Here is an 18,221-nt window from a genome sequence, read left to right on the forward strand (position 1 = left end):
CCGGGCGCGCGGCCAATGGCCTGCGCGCCGCCCGAGAGGAGGCCCGCTTTGTCGACGAACCACATCATCGACCTCTATAGCGACACTCAGACCCGGCCCTCGGCCGGCATGCGCAAGGCGATGGCCGACGCCGAGGTCGGCGACGAGCAACGCGGCGAGGACCCCTCGACCAACCTGCTGCAGGAGCGCGTTGCAGATCTCCTCGGCAAGGAAGCCGCGCTGTTCCTTCCCTCCGGCACCATGTGCAATCAGATTGCCATGCTCGTGCACTGCCGCCAGGGTGACGAGATCATCGGCGCGGAGGTGACGCACCTCTTCACGTCGGAGGCTGGCGGCGCCTCGGCACTCGCGGGCGCCCAGACCTGGCCCATTCGCTGCGAGCGCGGCATTTTCACCGGCGCCGATGTTACCGCCGCCGTGCGCGCGCCGGGCCGCCACAACCCCATCTCGCGCGTCGTCGTCATCGAGCAGACGGTGAACCGTGGCGGCGGCGCCATCTGGTCGGTCGACGAGATCGCCGATGTCGCCAAGGCCACGCACCAGCACGGTCTCATCCTGCACATGGACGGTGCGCGCCTGATGAACGCCGCGGTCTCGTCCGGCATTCCGGCAAAGGATATGACGGCGCATGTCGACACCGCCTGGACAGACTTGTCGAAGGGTCTCGGCTGCCCGGTCGGCGGCGTGCTCGTCGGCTCGCGCGCCTTCATCGACGAGGCTTGGCGCTGGAAGCACCGGCTCGGCGGCGCCCTGCGCCAGTCGGGCATTCTCGCGGCAGCCGGCCTCTATGCGCTCGACCACAACATTCAGGAACTCGCCAAGGACCACGAGAACGCCGTCGCGCTCGGTGAGGCGGTGGCGGCCGTGGAAGGGCTCAAGCTCTTCTCGCCGCGCATCGAGAGCAACATGGTGTTCTTCGAGTCGACATTGCCCGAGATCAGCTCCCGCCAGATCTTCGAGACGCTGCTCGCACGCGGCGTGCGCATGGGCATGACCTACGGCAACATGATCCGCGCCGTAACCCACCTCGACGTCTCGCGCGACGACATCACGCGAGCCGGCGAGATCCTCGGCCAGGTCGTCGCGGATCTCAAGGCTGGCCTGCGCAAGGCTTCGTGACTACGGGGAGGTCTCGACCTCCCTCATCGCCCTTAACTTCTCAATAAAAACAGGAAACTGCCCATGCCCTTCGAGCCTGCGAGCGACGTGCTCTCGCAATACACCGTCCTTGACCTCACGCGCGTCCGCTCGGGCCCGACGTGCGTGCGCCAGCTCGCCGACTGGGGCGCGAATGTCATCAAGATCGAGGATCCGGAATCCGACAAGATCGGTCTCGGCGGCGCGCGCTCGGGCTCAGACTTCCAGAACCTGCATCGCAACAAGCGCTCGATGACGCTGAACCTCAAGACCAAGGAGGGCATCGCGATCTTCATGGCGCTCGCCAAGAAGGCCGATGTGATCGTCGAGAACTACCGCCCTGACGTGAAGCGCCGCCTCGGCATCGACTACGACGCGATCTCCAAGATCAACCCACGCATCGTCTATGCCTCGATCTCGGGCTTCGGGCAGGATGGCCCGCTCGCCAACCGGCCGGGCTTTGACCAGATCGCGCAGGGCATGGGTGGCCTCATGTCCATCACCGGCGAGCCGGGCAAAGGTCCCATGCGCGTCGGCATCCCGATTGCCGACCTGACTGCCGGCATTTTCTGCTCGCAGGGCATCCTGCTGGCGCTCATGGAGCGCGAGCGTTCGGGCAAGGGCCAGTGGGTGCAGACCTCGCTCCTGCAGGCCCAGGTCTTCATGCTCGACTTCCAGGCCTCGCGCTGGCTCATGGACCAGGAGATCCCGCCCCAGGCCGGCAACGATCACCCGACCTCGATCCCGACCGGCGTGTTCAAGACCTCCGATGGCTACATCAACATCGCCGTCGCCGGCCAGAAGATGTGGGAGAAGTTCAAGTCGCTGTTCAACGATCCGGCCTTCGACAGCCCCGACTATGCCGAGGCCAAAGGACGCTCCAAGAACCGCAAGGCCCTCAACGCGCTGATCGAGAACCACACGTCCAAGAAGACCGCCGCGGAATGGATCGCCATCTTCAATGAGGCCGGCGCACCGGCCGGCGAGATCAACGACATCAAGCAGGTCTTCGATCTCGAGCAGGTCCGCCACCTCGGCCTCGCGCAGCCCATGAACAGCCAGGAGCGCGGCGCCACCGAGGTCGTCGGCCAGCCGATCCTCATGAGCCGCTCGAAGGCTTCCGTTCGCCGGCCGCCGCCGACGCTCGGCCAGCATACGGGCGAAATCCTTGCCGACATCGGCTATGGCCCCGAGGACGTGAAGAAGCTCGCCAAAGACGGCGTGATCTGACACCCGACACGACACAACGAGGAAAAGAACATGAGCAAGCCCGCAGCGGCCGAGGTCCCGGACGAAGAGAAGATGCTCGGCCTGAAGAATGGACCCGTCGCCGAGATCGTGTTCAACAATCCAGCCCGCCACAATGCCGTCTCCCTCGATATGTGGGAGCGCATGACGAAGCTGCTCGCGGAGTTTGCGGCCGATCCGGCCATCCGTGCGCTCGTCGTCAGCGGTGCGGGCGGCAAGGCCTTCGTCTCGGGGGCTGACATCTCGAAGTTCGAGAGCCAGCGCTCCACCGCCGAGGGCGTCGCGCACTACAACGCCACGAGCGCGAAGGCCTACGAGACGCTCTATAAATTCCCGAAACCGACGATCGCCAAGATCCAGGGCTACTGCATCGGCGGCGGCATGAACGTCGCCGTCTGCTGCGATGTGCGCATTGCCACGGACAACTCGAAGTTCGGCATTCCGGCCGCCAAGCTCGGCCTCGGCTACGGCTATGGCGGCGTCAAGCGCCTCTCCGAGATCGTCGGGCTCTCCAAGGCCATGGAGCTCTTCTACACTGCACGTCAGTTCACGGCGGCAGAGGCCGAGGCCATGGGCTTCCTCAATCAAGTTGTATCCGCTGAGCATCTCGATGCAGCCGTGGACACCATGACCGACCAGATCGCCGAGAACGCGCCGCTGACGATCGCGACCATCAAGGCCGTCGCGCGCGAGATCGGCCGCCCCTCGTCCGAGCGCGATCTCGCCAAGCTCGACCGCATGGTCGCCGACTGCTTCGCCTCGGAAGACTACATCGAGGGCCGCCGCGCCTTCATGGAGAAGCGTAAACCACAGTTCAAAGGGCGCTGAAAGGCGCCCTCACTCGCCACCTTCTTGAGTTCGCCACACTATTGTTCAAGTACTGGATAACTCGGCTATTCCATCGTAAGACCAAGGCCTTGAGCTTCCAGGACCGTGCGGGGAGATGCGTAACACCATTGCCATCATGAACACCAAGGGCGGGGTCGGAAAATCGACCATCGTCCTTGCGGTAGCCGAGACCCTCTCGGTCTACCATGGCAAGAACGTGCTCGTGATCGATTCCGACGCACAGGCCAGCATCAGCACCATGCTGATGGCGACCGACAGTCTGCGGAAGCTGCAGAACGAAGGCCGCACCATCGTCGACTATCTGGTGTCTCAGGTTCTCAAAGGAACACCCGTCGAATGGACGGAGTTCGTCGTCGGGGGCGTCTCGGACGTCGACGACGCGCGCTCGGTTTATCTCATGCCGAGCGACATGCAGCTCACGCTGCTCGAGCGCGAGGTCTCCAAGGAGAGCCAGCACGCGCGCCTGCGCACGGCCATCGGCGGACTGCTCAGCCGCGCGCGCATCGTCTTCGATATCGTGTTGATCGATTGCCCGCCGGGCCTCTCGGTGCTGACCGAGAGCTGGCTTCGCGAAGCGGACTTCCACGTCTCGCCGACCAAGCCCGACTACGTGTCCGTATGCGGCCTCGATGTCTTCCGCCGTTTCCGCGATCTGAACCCCGAAATGGGCTTTGCCGAAAACCTCGGCGTCGTCGTGAACATGAAGGACCAGGGCGCCGCGCTCGAGGAGGAATATCACCGCTGGCTCGCGGCTGACGCGAACAACCGCTGTTTCAAGCACGCTCTGCCGCGCATCCACGCCATGCAGCAGGCCGGCCATTTCCAGCCGAGCGAGCGTTCCTACATCGCGAAGTATCCAGGCGACGTCGGCGTGGCCGTGCGCGGCCTCACGGACGAAATCCTCGCACGCGTCACGGCCAGCTCCGAGGCCCCACAGGCACAAGCTGCAGGAAGGCGCGCCTAAATCTCAATGCGCCCGTGCAATGCAGAAGGCGACGGCCTCCGCCAGCGCTGACCGCGGCGTGCTTTCCGGGAAGATGGCCAGCGCATCCGACGCAATCGCACCGTAATGGCGCGCACGCTCCAGCGTTGCCTCGATGGCCTTGTGGCGGCGCATCAGCCCGATGGCATGCTCGAGATCGCCATCGCGGATGTCACCACCCGAGAGCGTACGCTGCCAGAACTCGCGCTCGGCATCGTTGCCGCGCCGATAGCACAGGATGACCGGCAGCGTGATCTTCCCCTCGCGGAAGTCGTCACCCACGGACTTGCCGAGGCGCGCGCTGTCACCCGCATAGTCGAGCGCATCATCGACGAGCTGGAAGGCCACGCCGAGGTTGCGCCCGTACGAGCGCAACGCTGCCTGCTCGGCCGCCGGCCGGTTGGCAATCGCGGGACCGACTTCCGCCGCTGCCGCGAACAGCGCCGCAGTCTTGGCATTGATGATGGCGAGGTACTCGTCCTCGGTCGTGCCCATGTTCTTGGCGGCCGAGAGCTGCATGACCTCGCCTTCGGCGATCACCGCCGCGGCATTCGACAGAATGCGCAGCGCCGACAGCGAGCCGACATCGACCATCATGCGGAAGGCCTGCCCAAGCAGGAAATCGCCGACGAGCACACTCGCCTGATTGCCCCACAGGCGCCGCGCCGAGGCCTTGCCCCGCCGTACGTCGCTCTCATCGACGACGTCGTCATGGAGCAGGGTCGCCGTGTGCATGAACTCGACGGCGGCCGCGAGCCGCACGTGTCCCTCGCCCCCATAGCCGGACAGCTTGGCGGCCGCGATGGTCAGCATGGGGCGAAGCCTCTTGCCGCCCGAGTCGATCAGATGGTGGGCGAGCTCGGGAATGAGCTCGACGTCGGACACCGCCTTGTCGAGGATGATCCGGTTTACCCCCGCCATCTCGGCGCTCACGAGATCGAGCAGCGGCTTCAGGCTCGCAGCAGGATCGCGCGCGCCATCAATGGAGACCACAACACCCAATGTGCTCATTCCTCATTCTGTGTCCGCCACATCAAAGGTCATAGTCCGTTCATGTAGCAGCCCGGTCAAGCGGCTTTCGCTCCGTGCCTCCGCATACGTCCCATCGCCCGCGCGCCTTGACGGCCGGCGGTCGGGCAGGCACGAAAGGGATAACCGCCCCGCCCTCTGTCGAGGGTCAGAGGTCGCCTGTCAAGATGACGAGGGACGCTCCATGAACGACCGTTACTTGCGCACCGGGGTCTTCCTGGCCCCCTTCCACGCGCTCGGCGAGAACCCGACACTTGCGCTCGACCGCGACATGGACCTCGTGGTCCATCTCGACCGGTTGAACTATCACGAAGCCTGGATCGGCGAGCATCACTCGGGCGGCTTCGAGATCATCGCCTGCCCGGAGATGTTCATCGCCGCTGCCGCGCGCGAGACGCGCCATATCCGCCTCGGCACGGGCGTCGTGTCGCTGCCTTATCACCATCCCTTCACGCTCGCGAGCCGCATGATGCAGCTCGACCATATGACGCGCGGACGCGCCATGTTCGGCGTCGGCCCCGGCTCGCTCATCTATGACGCCGAGAAGATCGGCCTCAAGGCCGCCGACCAGCGCCGGCGCATGGACGAAGCGCTCGACTGCCTCATGCCGCTCATGCAGGGCGAGATGGTCACACGCAAGACCGACTGGTTCACGCTGCAGGAGGCCAAGCTCCAGCTCGTGCCGTACTCGCGCCCGCACATCGAGATGGCGGTCGCTTCCTCCCGCTCGCCGGTCGGCGCCGTCGCCTCCGGCAAGCACGGCATTGGCATGCTCTCGATCGGCGGCACCTCGGACGAAGCTCTCGCCGCCCATGCCAAGAACTGGGCCATCCACGAGGACGCGGCCCGCGAGGCCGGCAAGACCACGGACCGCTCGCGCTGGCGCATCGTCACCTTCGCCCACGTCGCCGAGACGCGCGAGAAGGCACGCGCCGACATGGCCTATGGCCTCGCGGACTTCAATCGCTACTTCAATGATGTCGCGACCTTCCCGATCGTGCCGACAGGCATCGAGGACCCACTGAACTATCTGACCGAGAGCGGCCTCGCCTGCATCGGCACGCCGGACGACTGCATCCGCCACTTCGAGCGGCTGTGGAAGGGCTCCAATGGCGGCTTCGGCGCCGTTCTTCTACTCGCGCACAACTGGGCCGACTGGGAGGCGACGAAGCGCAGCTACGAGCTCATGGCGCGCTATGTCCATCCGCATTTCCAGCGCGGCGCCAACAGCCTCCGCCAGTGGAGCTACGACGACGCCAAGACCAAGCGCGCGACTGCCGGCATCGAGAACCAGGCCGCCATTCAGGCCGAGATCGACAAATACAAGGCGCGCAAAGGCGGCTGAAGGCCGTCCGCAAGCGCGCTTATGAGCCAAGAAACCAGGAAACCAAATGACTGCTGATGTTGAAACGGTTGTCGTCGGCGCCGGCGTCGTCGGCCTCGCCATTGCACGCGCGCTCGCCATGGCGGGGCGCGAGGTGATGGTCCTCGAGCAGCACGACATCATCGGCTCCGAGACCAGCTCGCGCAACAGCGAGGTCATTCATGCGGGCATCTACTATCCGCCGGGCTCGCTGCGCGCCAAGCTGTGCGTCGATGGCAAGGCGCAGCTCTACAAGTTCTGCGACGAGAACGGCGTCGCCCACCAGCGCATCACCAAGCTCCTCGTTGCAACGAATGAAGCACAGGTTCCGAAGCTCAAGGCCATCCAGGAGACCGCGATCCGCAATGGCGTGACGGACCTTCAGCCGCTCATGGGGAACGAGGCGCGCGCCATCGAGCCCGAAGTCTCCTGCGTTGCAGCTCTGCTCTCACCCTCCACCGGCACGATCGATACGCACGCCTATATGCTCGCGCTCGAAGGCCATGTCGAAGCGCACGGCGGCAACGTCGTTCTGAATACACCCGTCGAGCGCGTCTCGCGCCGCGCCGATGGACTCTTCGAGGTCGTCACCGCGGGCGAGGCACCGGCGACCATAACGGCCAAGGAGCTGGTTCTCTCTCCGGGCCTGCACGCCACCAAGCTCGCCCGCACGATGAGCTTTCCATCGGGCTACACGCCGCCCGAGACCTACTACGCCATCGGCCAGTACTACGCCTACACGGGCCGCTCGCCGTTCAGTCGCCACATCTATCCCATGCCGGACGGCGCCTGGCTCGGCCTGCATGTGACGGTGGATCTCGGCGGGCGCTGCAAGTTCGGCCCCGACATCGAGTGGATCCCCGAGATCGACTACACCTTCAAGCCGGAGAAGCTCGAAAAGTTCCTGGGCTTCATCCGCACGTACTACCCGGCCCTCGATCCCGACCGCCTGCACCCGGACTACACCGGCATCCGCCCCAAGCTCTATCGCGAGGGCGAGCCCGTGCCGGACTTCGTCTTCCACGGGCCGAAGCAGCACGGCGTCGACGGCCTCGTCATGCTCTTCGGCATCGAAAGCCCGGGCCTCACCTCATCTCTCGCCATCGGCGATCTCGTGCGCGACCTGCTGTAGTCGCGCCTTCAGGTTGGCGCCAGCCGCGAGCACATCACAATCCCCTCTCCCCGCTCTTGCGGGGAGAGGGTTAGGGTGAGGGGCGGCGGCATACGCCGACGTCGCATGTGTCGCCGCCCCTCATCCCGGCCTTCTCCCCGTGAGAACGGGGAGAAGGAGCAGCAAACCTCCGCGCAAAGCGGCTTGATCCGCGGCCGCCCGCGCGGGCATGATGGCGCTCACGGCATACTGGCCCCAGACCATCCGAGGATGAACATGACGCAGAACACGTTCAAGCGGCTTGGCCTCGCTGCGGTCCTTCTGATGGCTGGCATCAGCTCGGCGGCGGCACATCACGCCATGGGCGGCACGACACCGACCACGTTCATGGATGGATTCCTGTCCGGCATCGGCCACCCGGTGATCGGCATCGACCATCTCGCCTTCATCGTTGCCATCGGCATCGCCGCGGCCTTCGTCAGCGGCGGCTTCGGCATCATCGCCGGCTTCATCGCGGCCTCCTCGATCGGCGTGCTCGCGCATGTCATCGAGCTGAACGTACCGCTCGTCGAGCTCCTCGTGGCCGCCAGCGTGATCGTGGCTGGTGCCGCCCTGGCCATCGGCCTCACGGGCGCGCGCGGTGGCTGGTTGATGCTCGCGATCATCGCCGGCCTCTTCCACGGCTATGCCTTCGGCGAGACGGTCGTCGGTGCCGAGCGTAATGTGATCGGCGGCTACCTGATCGGCCTCGCGATCATCCAGGCCGTCATTGCCACGCTCGCCATGCTGGCATCTCGTCGTTTCCTCGTATCGGCGGAGCAGAGCCCAATGGGTCTGCGCGCCGCCGGTGGCGCACTCACGGCGCTCGGGCTTTTCCTGCTCGTCATCAGTCTGGTGGAGACCTGAGCCGTGACGGCAGAGGCGAACACGGATCGCGTGATCGGGCTCTTCGAGCGTTTGCCGGCCCTCGTCGAGGCCAACGCGGATCTCGTCAAACGCGGCCGCTTTCTCACCACCGACTTCGCACTCGTCGTCGGCGCAACGCCGCTGCTCGTGCGCGTCGAGGCGGGCCGTGTGACTTCGGTCGCGCGCGGCCCCTTCCTGCTCAGGCCCTGGACGTTCTCGATCACGGCCGCGCCCGAGACCTGGCTCAAGCTGCTGAAGCCCGTGCCCGATCCTGGCACGCACGACCTCATGGCGCTCTCGAAAGTCGGCCTCGCGCGCATCGAGGGCAACCTGCAGCCCTTCATGGCCAACCTTCAGGTCATCAAAGACATCGTCACTGCGCCGCGCGCGCTGATGTGAGGAGGCGCGGTCCATGAAATCATCCCAGAAGGCCACCTTCGAGCCGATCAGCGGCCGCTACGCTCACCTCACGCTCTCCGGCCGCCCACATCGCCTCTACATCGAGGAGGCAGGCAGCGGCATCCCGCTCGTCTGCCTGCACACGGCCGGCGCCGATGGCCGCCAGTTCCGTCACATCCTCAATGACGCGACGATCACACGCGACTACCGCGTCATCGTCTTCGACATGCCCTGGCATGGAAAGTCGCTGCCGCCCACGGGCTTCGAGACCGAGGAGTACCAGCTCACGACCGCGAGCTACACGCAGATGGTGCTCGACGTGTGCGATGCGCTGGAGCTTGAGCGCCCCGTGGTCATGGGCTGCTCGATTGGCGGGCGTCTCGTGCTCAATCTCGCCGCCGATCATCCCGAGCGCTTCCGCGCGCTCATCGGCCTCGAGTCCGCCGCCCATCAGCAGCCCTGGTACGATACGGAATGGCTCCACCGGCCCGACGTGCACGGCGGCGAAGTCTGTGCCGCGCTCGTCTCGGGCATGATGGCACCGCAGAGCCCGGCCGAAAGCCGCCACGAGACGCTCTGGATGTACAAATGCGGCGGACCGGGCATCTTCAAGGGCGATCTCTACTTCTACCGCGTCGACGGCGATCTGCGCGAGAAGATCGCCCGCATCGATACGGCGCGCTGCCCGCTCTACATGCTCACGGGCGAGTATGATTTCTCCTGCACGCCCGAGGACACGCAGCGCACGGCCGCGCAGATCAAAGGTGCCGACGTCACGATCATGAAGGAGCTCGGCCACTTCCCCATGAGCGAGAACCCGGCCCAGTTCCGCCGCTACATCCTGCCTGTGCTCGAGAAGATCAAGGCGGCGACTTAGAGGCCCAACCGAGTCGGAGCAGCCATGGCGCGCCGCATTGTCGATCTCTCCGTTGCGCTCGAAGCCGACATCGCCTCCGATCCTCCCGGCAACGAGCCGAAGATCACCTACATCGCGCACAAGGATCCGGCCGCGCTCTCGCGCATGCTGCCGCACTTTCCCGGGCTCACGGCTGAAGAGCTGCCGGGCGGCGAGGCCTGGGCCGTCGAGCAGCTCGTCGTCTCGACGCACAACGGCACGCATCTCGACGCGCCCTATCACTTCCACTCGACCATGGACGGGGGAAAACGCGCCTGGACCATCGACGAAGTGCCGCTCGAGTGGTGCATGGGCCGCGGTGTGAAGCTCGACTTCCGCCATCTGCCGGACGGCTACGTCGCAACGCCCGGCGATGTCGAGGCCGAGCTCGAGCGCGCGGGCGTCACGCTCCAGCCCTTCGACATCGTGCTCGTGAACACCGCCGCCGGCGCCCGCTACGGCGAACCCGACTACGTCTCACGCGGATGCGGCATGGGCCGCGCCGCAACGCTTTGGCTCACCGAGCGCGGCGTGAAGATCACCGGCACGGATGCCTGGAGCTGGGACGCCCCTTTTGTTCATACTGCGAAAAAGTACGCCACCACGCGCGATGCTTCCCTCATCTGGGAAGGACACCGCGCCGGTATCGAGCGCGCCTACTGCCACATAGAAAAGCTCGCGAACCTCGAGCAGCTTCCCGCGACCGGCTACACGGTCTGCTGCTTCCCCTTCAAGATCAAGCGCGCCTCGGCCGGCTTCACGCGCGTCGTCGCGATCTTCGAAACGTAAGCCGGCGCATGAATCTGTGGCGCTCTGGCATCATTCTAAAAGAAACCCGCAGGCAACCGCCCTTCGGCCCCCTGGAATTTGAGCTGGCGCAAGCAGCCGCCGCAATCGGCGCCTGAGAGTTGGCTATACTGCACGTCGATTCGGGATGGGCACTTCCCGCATCGCATCGGTTGCAGATGTTTCACTTGCAGGGAGCAGAGTGACATGAACAGGACGACGATGGGTCTTGCGGCAGGCCTTTTCGGCATCGGTATTGCAGCGGGCTTCGCGAGCGCGCCCTCGACGACCGCGCACGCGCAGGCAGCAAGATCGCTCATCGGCACGCTGACCTGCAAGGGCGGCGCGCACGTCGGCATGATCGTCGGCTCGCAGCAGACACTGGATTGCTCCTATCAGCCAGTCGGCAACAGCCGCCCGCGCGGCTACACCGCGACCATCACCAAGGTCGGCGTCGACATCGGCTTCAAGAACGAGACCACGCTAATCTGGCAGGTGATCGGCTCGACCGACATGCGCAAGGGCCCGCTGCTGGTCGGTGACTACGGCGGCGTCTCGGCGGAAGCCTCGGTCGCGCTTGGCGTCGGCGCCAATGCGCTCGTCGGCGGCAGCAACAAGTCGGTTGTGCTTCAGCCGATCAGCGTGCAGGGCCAGACAGGCCTCAATGTTGCGCTCGCCGTGACCAGCATGACGCTCCGCCGCTAACACGAATTCGAGGGCGTTGGAAACAGAGCGGCCGGCACCCAAGGTGCCGGCCGTTTCTGCTCGTGGCGTCGATCAGGTCGAGTAGTTCGTGAAGGCCGTCGTCGTCGCGCGCGCGTTATGATCGGTGACGACGCAGACGAGCGCGGGCTTGCCGGACTTCACCGCCTTCATGGCGCGTTCGAGCGCGGGGCGAATGTCGTCCGGCTTGTCGACCCACTCACCGTGACCACCGAAGGCTTCGGCGAACTTGTCGAGGCGCGGATAGCCGAGATCGCGGCCCGGCTTCTCCTTGTTGGGATCGCCCGTCCAGCCACCGTTCTGGCTGATGATCGTCAGGATCGGCAGGCCATGACGCACGGCCGTGTCGAACTCCATGGCGTTCATGCCGAACGAGCCGTCACCGTGCAACACGATCACCTGCTTGTCGGGGCAGGCGACCTTGGCGCCGATGCCGAACGGCATGCCAACGCCCATGGTGCCGAAGGCGCCCGAGTTGATGCGATGGCGCGCCGTGTATTGCGGAATGGCCTGGCGGCCATAGTTCAGGATCTCCTGCCCGTCCACGCAGAGCACGCAGTCGCGATCCATGAAGTCGCGTACTTCCTTGCACAAGCGCAGCGGGTGGATCGGCGTTGCTGGATTGGAGAGCGTCTGCTCGGCCTCAGCCGTCTTCTGCACATTGCGCGCGCGCAGGCGCTCGCGCCACGTCTCGTAGGTCGCGGGCGTCACCTTGCCGGCAATCGCGGCCGTGAGCTGCTGGAAGGCGGCCCGCGCATCCGCGATCACGCCGACGGCCAGATTGCGCGGCGAGGATGCGATCTCGATCGGATCGATGTCCACGCGCACGATCTTCGCGTTGGCATTCCAGCGCGGTGGCGCGGCGTGGCCGATGATGTAGTTCATGCGCGTGCCGACGACGAGAATGAGATCGGCATCGCGGAAGGCGGCCGCGCGCGAGGTCAGGTAGCAGTATTTGTGGTCCTCCGGGATCACGCCACGGCCCTGCGGCGTCGTATAGAAGGGCACGCCCGCCGCCTCGACGAAGGCCAGCATCTCGCGCTCGGCCTCGGACCACTGCACGCCCGAACCGGTAATCAGCACGGGGTTCTTGGCCTTCGAGAGCAACTCGACGATAGCCGAGAGATCGTTCGCGCTGACTGCAGGCCGCGGCCGCTTCGCATGATCATAAGGATCCGGGTACTCGATCTTGGACTCGTCCACCTCGGCATAGAGGATGTCGCCGGGGCAATCGAGATAGACGGGGCCGGGCTTCCCGCTCATGGCGTGTTTGACCGCGAGATTGATCAGCTCGGGAATACGCTTCGTGTGGTGAATGCGGTCCGACCATTTCGTGCACGGCTTGAACATCGAGAGCTGGTCGATGTCCTGGAAAGCGCCGTGATGCCACGTCACGACCGGCGCGGCACCGCCGAGCGCGATGACCGGTGTGCAGTCGGCCCAAGCGTGCGCAATGCCCGTAATGAGGTTCGTCACCGCCGGGCCCGAAGCCGCCATGCAGAACGCGGGCTTATTCAGCAGGCGCGCATAGGCGAAGCCGGCCATGGCAGCAGCTTGCTCATGACGCACGTCGACGCCGCGCAGCCCGAGCTTCATCGCCGATTTCTCGACGGCCATCATGGGGGCGCCCATGATGTAGAAGAAATCGCTTACGCCTTCGTTCTTCATCGCCTTCGCGATGATATCCGAGCCAATTGCCATCGGGTGTTCCTCTCCAATCGAATTCAGTTTCAGCAGGCAGGTGCGGTGCTAAATGACCTGCTCTTTCTTGAGCGCGTCGAGATCGCCCTTCGACAAGCCGAGCCATTCGCCATAGACGTCGGCATTGTCGGCGCCGAGAATGGGCGAGGACTTCACCGGCACATAGCTGTCGGAAAGCTTCACCGGCCAGCCCGGAATGACCACCTTGCCACGCGCCGGGTGATCCACCTCGACGAAGATCTCGCGCTCGCGCATGCTCGGCTCGTTCATCAGCTCGTCCGTATCGAGCACGGCGCCGCACGGCACCCCCTGCTCGCCGAGGATCTGCATGGCCTCGTGCTTGGTGTAGTCCTTGGTCCAGGCCTGGATGTAGCCGTTGATCTCGTCGACGATCTTGACGCGAAGCTGAGGCGTCGCGAAGCGCTCGTCCGACTTCAGATCCTCACGACCAATCACCTTCAGCAGACGCTCCCACTGAATGTTATTGGCGCGGCTCGTATAGATATAGACGTAGTCATTGGGCCCGCCCGGCTTGCACTTGAAGACATCCGACGGCGCATTCGTGCCGAGCACGACCTGATTGCCCATGCGCGGGCAGGGCTTTTTGTGCAGGAGCTGCGAGGCGTAGGCGATGCGGCAGTAGTTGACCATCGCATCCTGCATCGCGACCTCGACCTTCTGGCCGCGGCCCGTGGCCGTGCGCTGGTAGAGCGCAGCGAGCACACCTATGCAAGCGTGCAGTCCCGTGCCGGTATCGCCGAGCGTGACGCCGGGCTTAATCGGCTTGCCGTCACCCTCGCCGGTGATGCTCATCACGCCGCCGGCCGCCTGCGCGATCATGTCGAAGGCCAGATGCTTCTCGTATGGGCTCCCCTTTCCGAAGCCCTTGACCGTCGCATAGATGATGCGCGGATTGATGCGCGAAACCTCTTCGTATGAAAAGCCGAGCTTCTCGATCACGCCGGGCGCGAAGTTCTCGGCGAAGATGTCCGCCTTCGCGATCAGCTTGCGCAGCATGTCCTTGCCGCGCGCGTCCTTGAGATTGAGTGTGACCGAGCGCTTGTTGGCGTTGAGCAGCATGAAGTAGTAGCTGTCGACGCCCTTGATATCGGTCGACGCGCCGCGGCCCTGCTCGCCGCCAACCGGATTTTCGATCTTGATGACGTCGGCGCCGAGCCACGCGAGCGTCTCGGTGATCGACGTACCGGCCTCGAACTGCGTGAGATCGACGACCTTGATACCAGCAAGCGCAGTGCGCCCGGCTTCTTCCCTGCCTGGGGACGACATGGCTCCTCCCGGAAGCTCGTTGTTTTGGCTATCCGGGAGTTTGCTTCGTGCGCGGAGCGTGCGCAAGACCGCAACGCCCCGTGCATGACAGGTAGACGATCGACCGCACGCCGTGGGGCATCAAGCGCGCCGCTGCGGTCCCCAATCGACGATCCATACCGAGAATGCAGTTGCGGCGCCGTAGACCGCCATGGCGACGCCAACGAGCGCAAACAATTGCCACGCCGGCGCATTCGCGCTGACCAGCCATATTCCGCCGATGAGCACGACGAGAAGGCGCGCCGTTCCCGCGAGCACGGGCCCGAGGATTTTGCCCGAGCCCTGCGAAGCAAAATACAGACAAAGGCCGAGGCCGAACAGGCCATAGAACGGGCCGGCCCAGCGCAGGTACGTGCTCGCAGATGCGAGAATGGCTGGATCGCTCGTGAACAGGCCGGCCCAGAGCAACGGATAGAGCGCGACGATGAGGCCGATGAGCGTGAGCCCCGCGGTCGCGACCGCGCCCGCCATCCAGGCAACGCGCCGCGCCCGTGCGACATCTCCGGCGCCGACCGCCATACCGACCATCGGCACGCTGGCCACCCCGATCGCGAAGGTGATCGGGATCAGCAGGAACTCGAGCCGCGCGCCAATGCCATAGCCGGCGAGCGCGTCCGTACCGAGTGCCGAGACGAGGCGCGTGATGATGAGGATCGACAGAATTGTCTGCACCGGCGAGATGCACGCGACCGCACCGACCTTGAGAATATCGCGCAGGATATCCCAGGAGACGGAGATACTGGACAACCGCAGCGTGATGCGCGCGCGCCCGGAAGCCAGGTGCCAATAGAGATAGAACGCCCCCGCGGAAAAGGCGATGACCTGACCGAGTGCGACACCGGCCATGCCGAGGCGCGGTACAGGCCCGAGGCCTAGTCCGAGCGTACCTCCGAGCACGATCTGTGCGCCCGCAACGGCAAGGAGCGCGACCGACGGCACCACCATGTTCCCCGTGCCCCGCAGGATGGATGCGAACGTATTCGCGAGCCAGATGGCCGGCGCGCCGAAGAACACGACATTCGAATAGGCAAGCGCCTCGGCAAGCACACCGTCGCGTCCCCCGAGAAGTGAATAGATCGGCGAACCAGCAAGCTGGAAGACGACGAAGAAGAAGATGCCGGCTGAGCTTCCGATCAGGAAGGCGTGCTGAGCGATCGCAGCCGCACGGTCCACATTGCCGGCCCCGAGCGCGCGGCTGACCGCCGAGGATATGCCGCCGCCCATGGCCCCGGCCGACATGGTCTGCTGGAGCATGACCATGGGAAAGACGAGCGCGAGGCCGGCGAGCGGCAACTTGCCGAGCAGGCCGACATAGGCGGTCTCGGCAATGGCGACGAGCGCGGTCGCCACCATCGCGATGCTCGTCGGCAGCGCGAGGCGCAGGAGCGTCGGCAGGATCGCTCCGGCAAGCAGCGGGTGGGGCGCTGCACCGCCTGCTGGCGGTGGCGCGATCGTCGTCGTGGTCATGTCAGCTCTCTCAGGCTCTGCTGGTGGCGCTCGCTGCTGCAGCGACACGCGGGACCGGACGTTCGGCAATCGGCCAGTGCAGCAGGGCCGAGATCACGCCGAGGGCAACCGAGAGCCACCACATGGCGTCATAGGATTTCGTGAGATCGAACAGACGTCCGCCGAGCCAGACACCGGCGAACGCGCCGACCTGATGCGAGAGGAAGACGAAGCCGAACAGCATCGACATCCACTGCGTGCCGAAGAACGTCGCAACGAGACCGCTCGTCGGCGGGATCGTCGACAGCCAGAAGATGCCGAGCAGCCCACACAGCGTGATGACCGTCACCGGGGTCATCGGCAGGAAGAGAAAGCCGAGGAACAGCACCGCGCGCGCGAAGTAGATGAGGCTCAGAAGTCGGCGCTTCTCGATGTACCGGCCCGATTGCCCGGCGAGGAAGGTGCCGACAATGTTGGCAATGCCGACGACCGAGAGCGCGACCGGCCCCACCCAGCCCGGCAAGCCTTGATCCACGGTGAAAGCCGGCAGGTGCACCATGATGAACGACACATGGAAACCGCAGACGAAGAAGCCTGCCGTCAGCAGCCAGTAGCTCGGATGCCTGAAGGCTTCGGCAAGTGCCTCCCGCACGGACTGGTCGCGCGCGGGGCCATCGACGCGGACGGGCTTGCCGCCGATCGGCCACGCAATCGGAATCAGCAGCGCCGTAATGACCATCAGCCAGACGAGGCTCTGCTGCCAGCCGACGAACTCGATGAGAAAGTGCATGACCGGCAGCGCGACGAAGCCGCCGATGCCGGCCGCCATGCCGATCGAGGCGATCGCAGAAAGGCGTTTGTCCGGCGGTGCGAGGCGGCCAATGGTGCCGACGAGCGACGTCACGCCCGTACCGCTGACGCCAATACCCATGAGCATACCGCTGATCACGAGATCAGACGGCGACGTGGCGGCGTACATGAAATAGAGCCCCGCAATCGTCGCGAGCACGCACGCGACAACGACGCGCCCGGCGCCGAAGCTGTCGATCAGGGCGCCGGAAAAGGGGGCGCCGAGGCCCATCATGAGCTGCGTGAGAGCCATGGCGAGTGCGAACGGCTCACGGCCGATGCCAAGGGCAGCTGTAACGGGCTGGAGGTAGAGGCCCATGGATTGCGAGCGGCCCATGGAAATGCCGACGATCGTGCCGACGATCAGAATGAGCAGCCAGAGCGGCATAAGGGATTGGGAGGAGGAAGAGCGCATATGCTGACCTCGAGCAAAGGAATGATGCAGCAGTTCGCTTGCGAGTGAGCGTCAGCCCGCGGGGATCGGCATGACGAGGCACGTCGTGGTGCCGTGGGCATAGAGCTTGCCTTCGGCATCGACGAGGCGCGCTTCCGCAGTTGCAATGCGCCCGCCGACGTGGATCACCTTCGCCTCGCACCTCAACTTGCCGCTGCTCTGGTGCACGGCGCGCACGAAGCTGACGGCAAGATCGACCGTCGTGAAGCCTTGGCCCGCCTTGAGCGTCGAATGCACGGCGCAGCCCAAGGCCGAGTCGAGAACGGTCGACATCCAGCCGCCGTGCACCGTGCCGAGCGGGTTGCGGAAGCGGTCGGAGGGCAGGCCCTCGAATATGACGCGGCCGTGCTCGGCTTCGACGAGAATGAAGTCGAGGACCTCGCAGATCGGCGGCGCAGGAAACGTGCCGCTGATCATTGCGTGCAGAAACTCGAGGCCGGACATCGAGGTCGCCGTCTTGAAATCGGACACGCCGAACGTCACCGGTCGTCCGGCGAGACGCTCGATTGGGCTCATTTCCTTGCTCATGATCGTCGCTCCATTTCCTGCATATGCAGATATAGGGGCCGGTTTTGCTCTCTATTCGGCGAAGCGCTCCAGCACATAGTCGAGCGTGTCGTGCAGTGCGGCTGTTTCATCATCGCCGATCAGCTTGCGGACATGGTTCTGCGCCTCGCGCCATGCGGGGCGCGCATTCTCGAAAGTCTGGCGCCCGGCATCGGACAGGCTGACCCAGCGCACGCGGCGATCGCGCCGATCCGGCTCGATCACCACGAGGCCCTTGCGGTGCAGCGGTTGCAGATTGCGCGTGAGCGTCGTCGGATCCATCAGGAGTTGCTCGGCGAGCCCGCCGATCGCGACGCGTCCGGCCACCAAGAGATTGGCGAGAACACCATATTGCGTGATCGTCAGGCCCGTCGCCTCGAGATGACGATCATAGATCTGGGTAACGCGCCGCGCCGCCTTCCTCAGGCGCATGGCCGTGCACCCTCGTGCGCGCCGCGGCTGTTCTGAAGT

18 protein-coding genes are annotated in these 18,221 nt (G+C 65.1%); 11 read left to right on the forward strand and 7 right to left on the reverse strand.

The genetic code is table 11. The features are described 5' to 3' along the window. The first annotated feature begins 48 nt into the window (after positions 1-48). The 4 genes from CS1BSM3_RS23820 (at position 49) to CS1BSM3_RS23835 (ending at position 4,198) form a co-directional block, all read left to right on the forward strand. Positions 49-1,119, forward strand: a complete 1,071-nt coding sequence (locus CS1BSM3_RS23820; protein WP_280174772.1) for a threonine aldolase family protein — start codon at positions 49-51, stop codon at positions 1,117-1,119. A gap of 63 nt (positions 1,120-1,182) precedes the next feature. After that, entirely contained in the window at positions 1,183-2,367 is a 1,185-nt protein-coding gene (locus CS1BSM3_RS23825) for a CaiB/BaiF CoA transferase family protein (protein WP_072391836.1), read from the forward strand. Between the two features lie 30 nt (positions 2,368-2,397). Continuing rightward, complete coding sequence (locus tag CS1BSM3_RS23830) at positions 2,398-3,213, forward strand: enoyl-CoA hydratase (protein ID WP_072391839.1); 816 nt, start codon at positions 2,398-2,400, stop codon at positions 3,211-3,213. Positions 3,214-3,328: 115 nt separating this feature from the next. Further along, positions 3,329-4,198 (forward strand): ParA family protein, encoded by an 870-nt coding sequence (locus CS1BSM3_RS23835; protein WP_072391841.1) that lies wholly within the window; start codon positions 3,329-3,331, stop codon positions 4,196-4,198. 3 nt (positions 4,199-4,201) lie between these two features. Here CS1BSM3_RS23835 and CS1BSM3_RS23840 read toward each other — a convergent pair whose 3' ends face one another. Then, entirely contained in the window at positions 4,202-5,227 is a 1,026-nt protein-coding gene (locus CS1BSM3_RS23840; RefSeq protein WP_143149331.1) for a polyprenyl synthetase family protein, read from the reverse strand. A 202-nt stretch (positions 5,228-5,429) separates the two neighbouring features. Here CS1BSM3_RS23840 and CS1BSM3_RS23845 point away from each other — a divergent pair, with 202 nt between their 5' ends. The 7 genes from CS1BSM3_RS23845 to CS1BSM3_RS23875 all read left to right on the forward strand — a co-directional run bounded on the left by CS1BSM3_RS23845 (position 5,430) and on the right by CS1BSM3_RS23875 (position 11,410). Then, positions 5,430-6,590 carry an LLM class flavin-dependent oxidoreductase gene (locus CS1BSM3_RS23845; protein ID WP_072391844.1) on the forward strand — a complete coding sequence of 387 codons (1,161 nt, stop codon included), beginning with the start codon at positions 5,430-5,432 and terminating at the stop codon, positions 6,588-6,590. Between the two features lie 46 nt (positions 6,591-6,636). Beyond that, entirely contained in the window at positions 6,637-7,740 is a 1,104-nt protein-coding gene (locus CS1BSM3_RS23850; protein WP_072391847.1) for an NAD(P)/FAD-dependent oxidoreductase, read from the forward strand. A gap of 255 nt (positions 7,741-7,995) precedes the next feature. After that, the gene (locus CS1BSM3_RS23855; RefSeq protein WP_174263768.1) at positions 7,996-8,625 is read left to right on the forward strand and encodes a HupE/UreJ family protein; all 630 of its coding nucleotides are present in this window, start codon (positions 7,996-7,998) and stop codon (positions 8,623-8,625) included. A 3-nt stretch (positions 8,626-8,628) separates the two neighbouring features. After that, the gene (locus CS1BSM3_RS23860) at positions 8,629-9,024 is read left to right on the forward strand and encodes a hypothetical protein (RefSeq protein WP_072391853.1); all 396 of its coding nucleotides are present in this window, start codon (positions 8,629-8,631) and stop codon (positions 9,022-9,024) included. Between the two features lie 13 nt (positions 9,025-9,037). Continuing rightward, positions 9,038-9,901, forward strand: a complete 864-nt coding sequence (locus CS1BSM3_RS23865) for an alpha/beta fold hydrolase (protein ID WP_072391856.1) — start codon at positions 9,038-9,040, stop codon at positions 9,899-9,901. 24 nt (positions 9,902-9,925) lie between these two features. Next, positions 9,926-10,708 carry a cyclase family protein gene (locus tag CS1BSM3_RS23870; RefSeq protein ID WP_072391859.1) on the forward strand — a complete coding sequence of 261 codons (783 nt, stop codon included), beginning with the start codon at positions 9,926-9,928 and terminating at the stop codon, positions 10,706-10,708. 204 nt (positions 10,709-10,912) lie between these two features. Next, on the forward strand, positions 10,913-11,410 hold the full coding sequence (locus CS1BSM3_RS23875) for a DUF992 domain-containing protein (RefSeq protein ID WP_072391862.1): 498 nt from the start codon (positions 10,913-10,915) through the stop codon (positions 11,408-11,410). 72 nt (positions 11,411-11,482) lie between these two features. Here the strand turns inward: CS1BSM3_RS23875 and CS1BSM3_RS23880 are convergent, their stop codons facing one another. The 6 genes from CS1BSM3_RS23880 to CS1BSM3_RS23905 all read right to left on the reverse strand — a co-directional run bounded on the left by CS1BSM3_RS23880 (position 11,483) and on the right by CS1BSM3_RS23905 (position 18,182). Further along, positions 11,483-13,129 (reverse strand): thiamine pyrophosphate-binding protein, encoded by a 1,647-nt coding sequence (locus tag CS1BSM3_RS23880; protein WP_072391863.1) that lies wholly within the window; start codon positions 13,127-13,129, stop codon positions 11,483-11,485. A 48-nt stretch (positions 13,130-13,177) separates the two neighbouring features. Then, positions 13,178-14,416: a CoA transferase gene (locus CS1BSM3_RS23885; protein ID WP_072391865.1), complete on the reverse strand. Its 1,239-nt coding sequence runs from the start codon at positions 14,414-14,416 to the stop codon at positions 13,178-13,180. 120 nt (positions 14,417-14,536) lie between these two features. Then, on the reverse strand, positions 14,537-15,922 hold the full coding sequence (locus tag CS1BSM3_RS23890) for an MATE family efflux transporter (protein WP_072391867.1): 1,386 nt from the start codon (positions 15,920-15,922) through the stop codon (positions 14,537-14,539). A gap of 10 nt (positions 15,923-15,932) precedes the next feature. Continuing rightward, the gene (locus CS1BSM3_RS23895) at positions 15,933-17,165 is read right to left on the reverse strand and encodes an MFS transporter (protein ID WP_072391869.1); all 1,233 of its coding nucleotides are present in this window, start codon (positions 17,163-17,165) and stop codon (positions 15,933-15,935) included. Between the two features lie 51 nt (positions 17,166-17,216). Further along, complete coding sequence (locus tag CS1BSM3_RS23900) at positions 17,217-17,732, reverse strand: PaaI family thioesterase (protein WP_072391872.1); 516 nt, start codon at positions 17,730-17,732, stop codon at positions 17,217-17,219. A 51-nt stretch (positions 17,733-17,783) separates the two neighbouring features. Beyond that, entirely contained in the window at positions 17,784-18,182 is a 399-nt protein-coding gene (locus CS1BSM3_RS23905) for a MarR family winged helix-turn-helix transcriptional regulator (protein ID WP_174263769.1), read from the reverse strand. Positions 18,183-18,221: the final 39 nt, after the last annotated feature.

The sequence above is a fragment of the Hyphomicrobium sp. CS1BSMeth3 genome, assembly GCF_900117415.1.
Classification (GTDB): Bacteria; Pseudomonadota; Alphaproteobacteria; order Rhizobiales; family Hyphomicrobiaceae.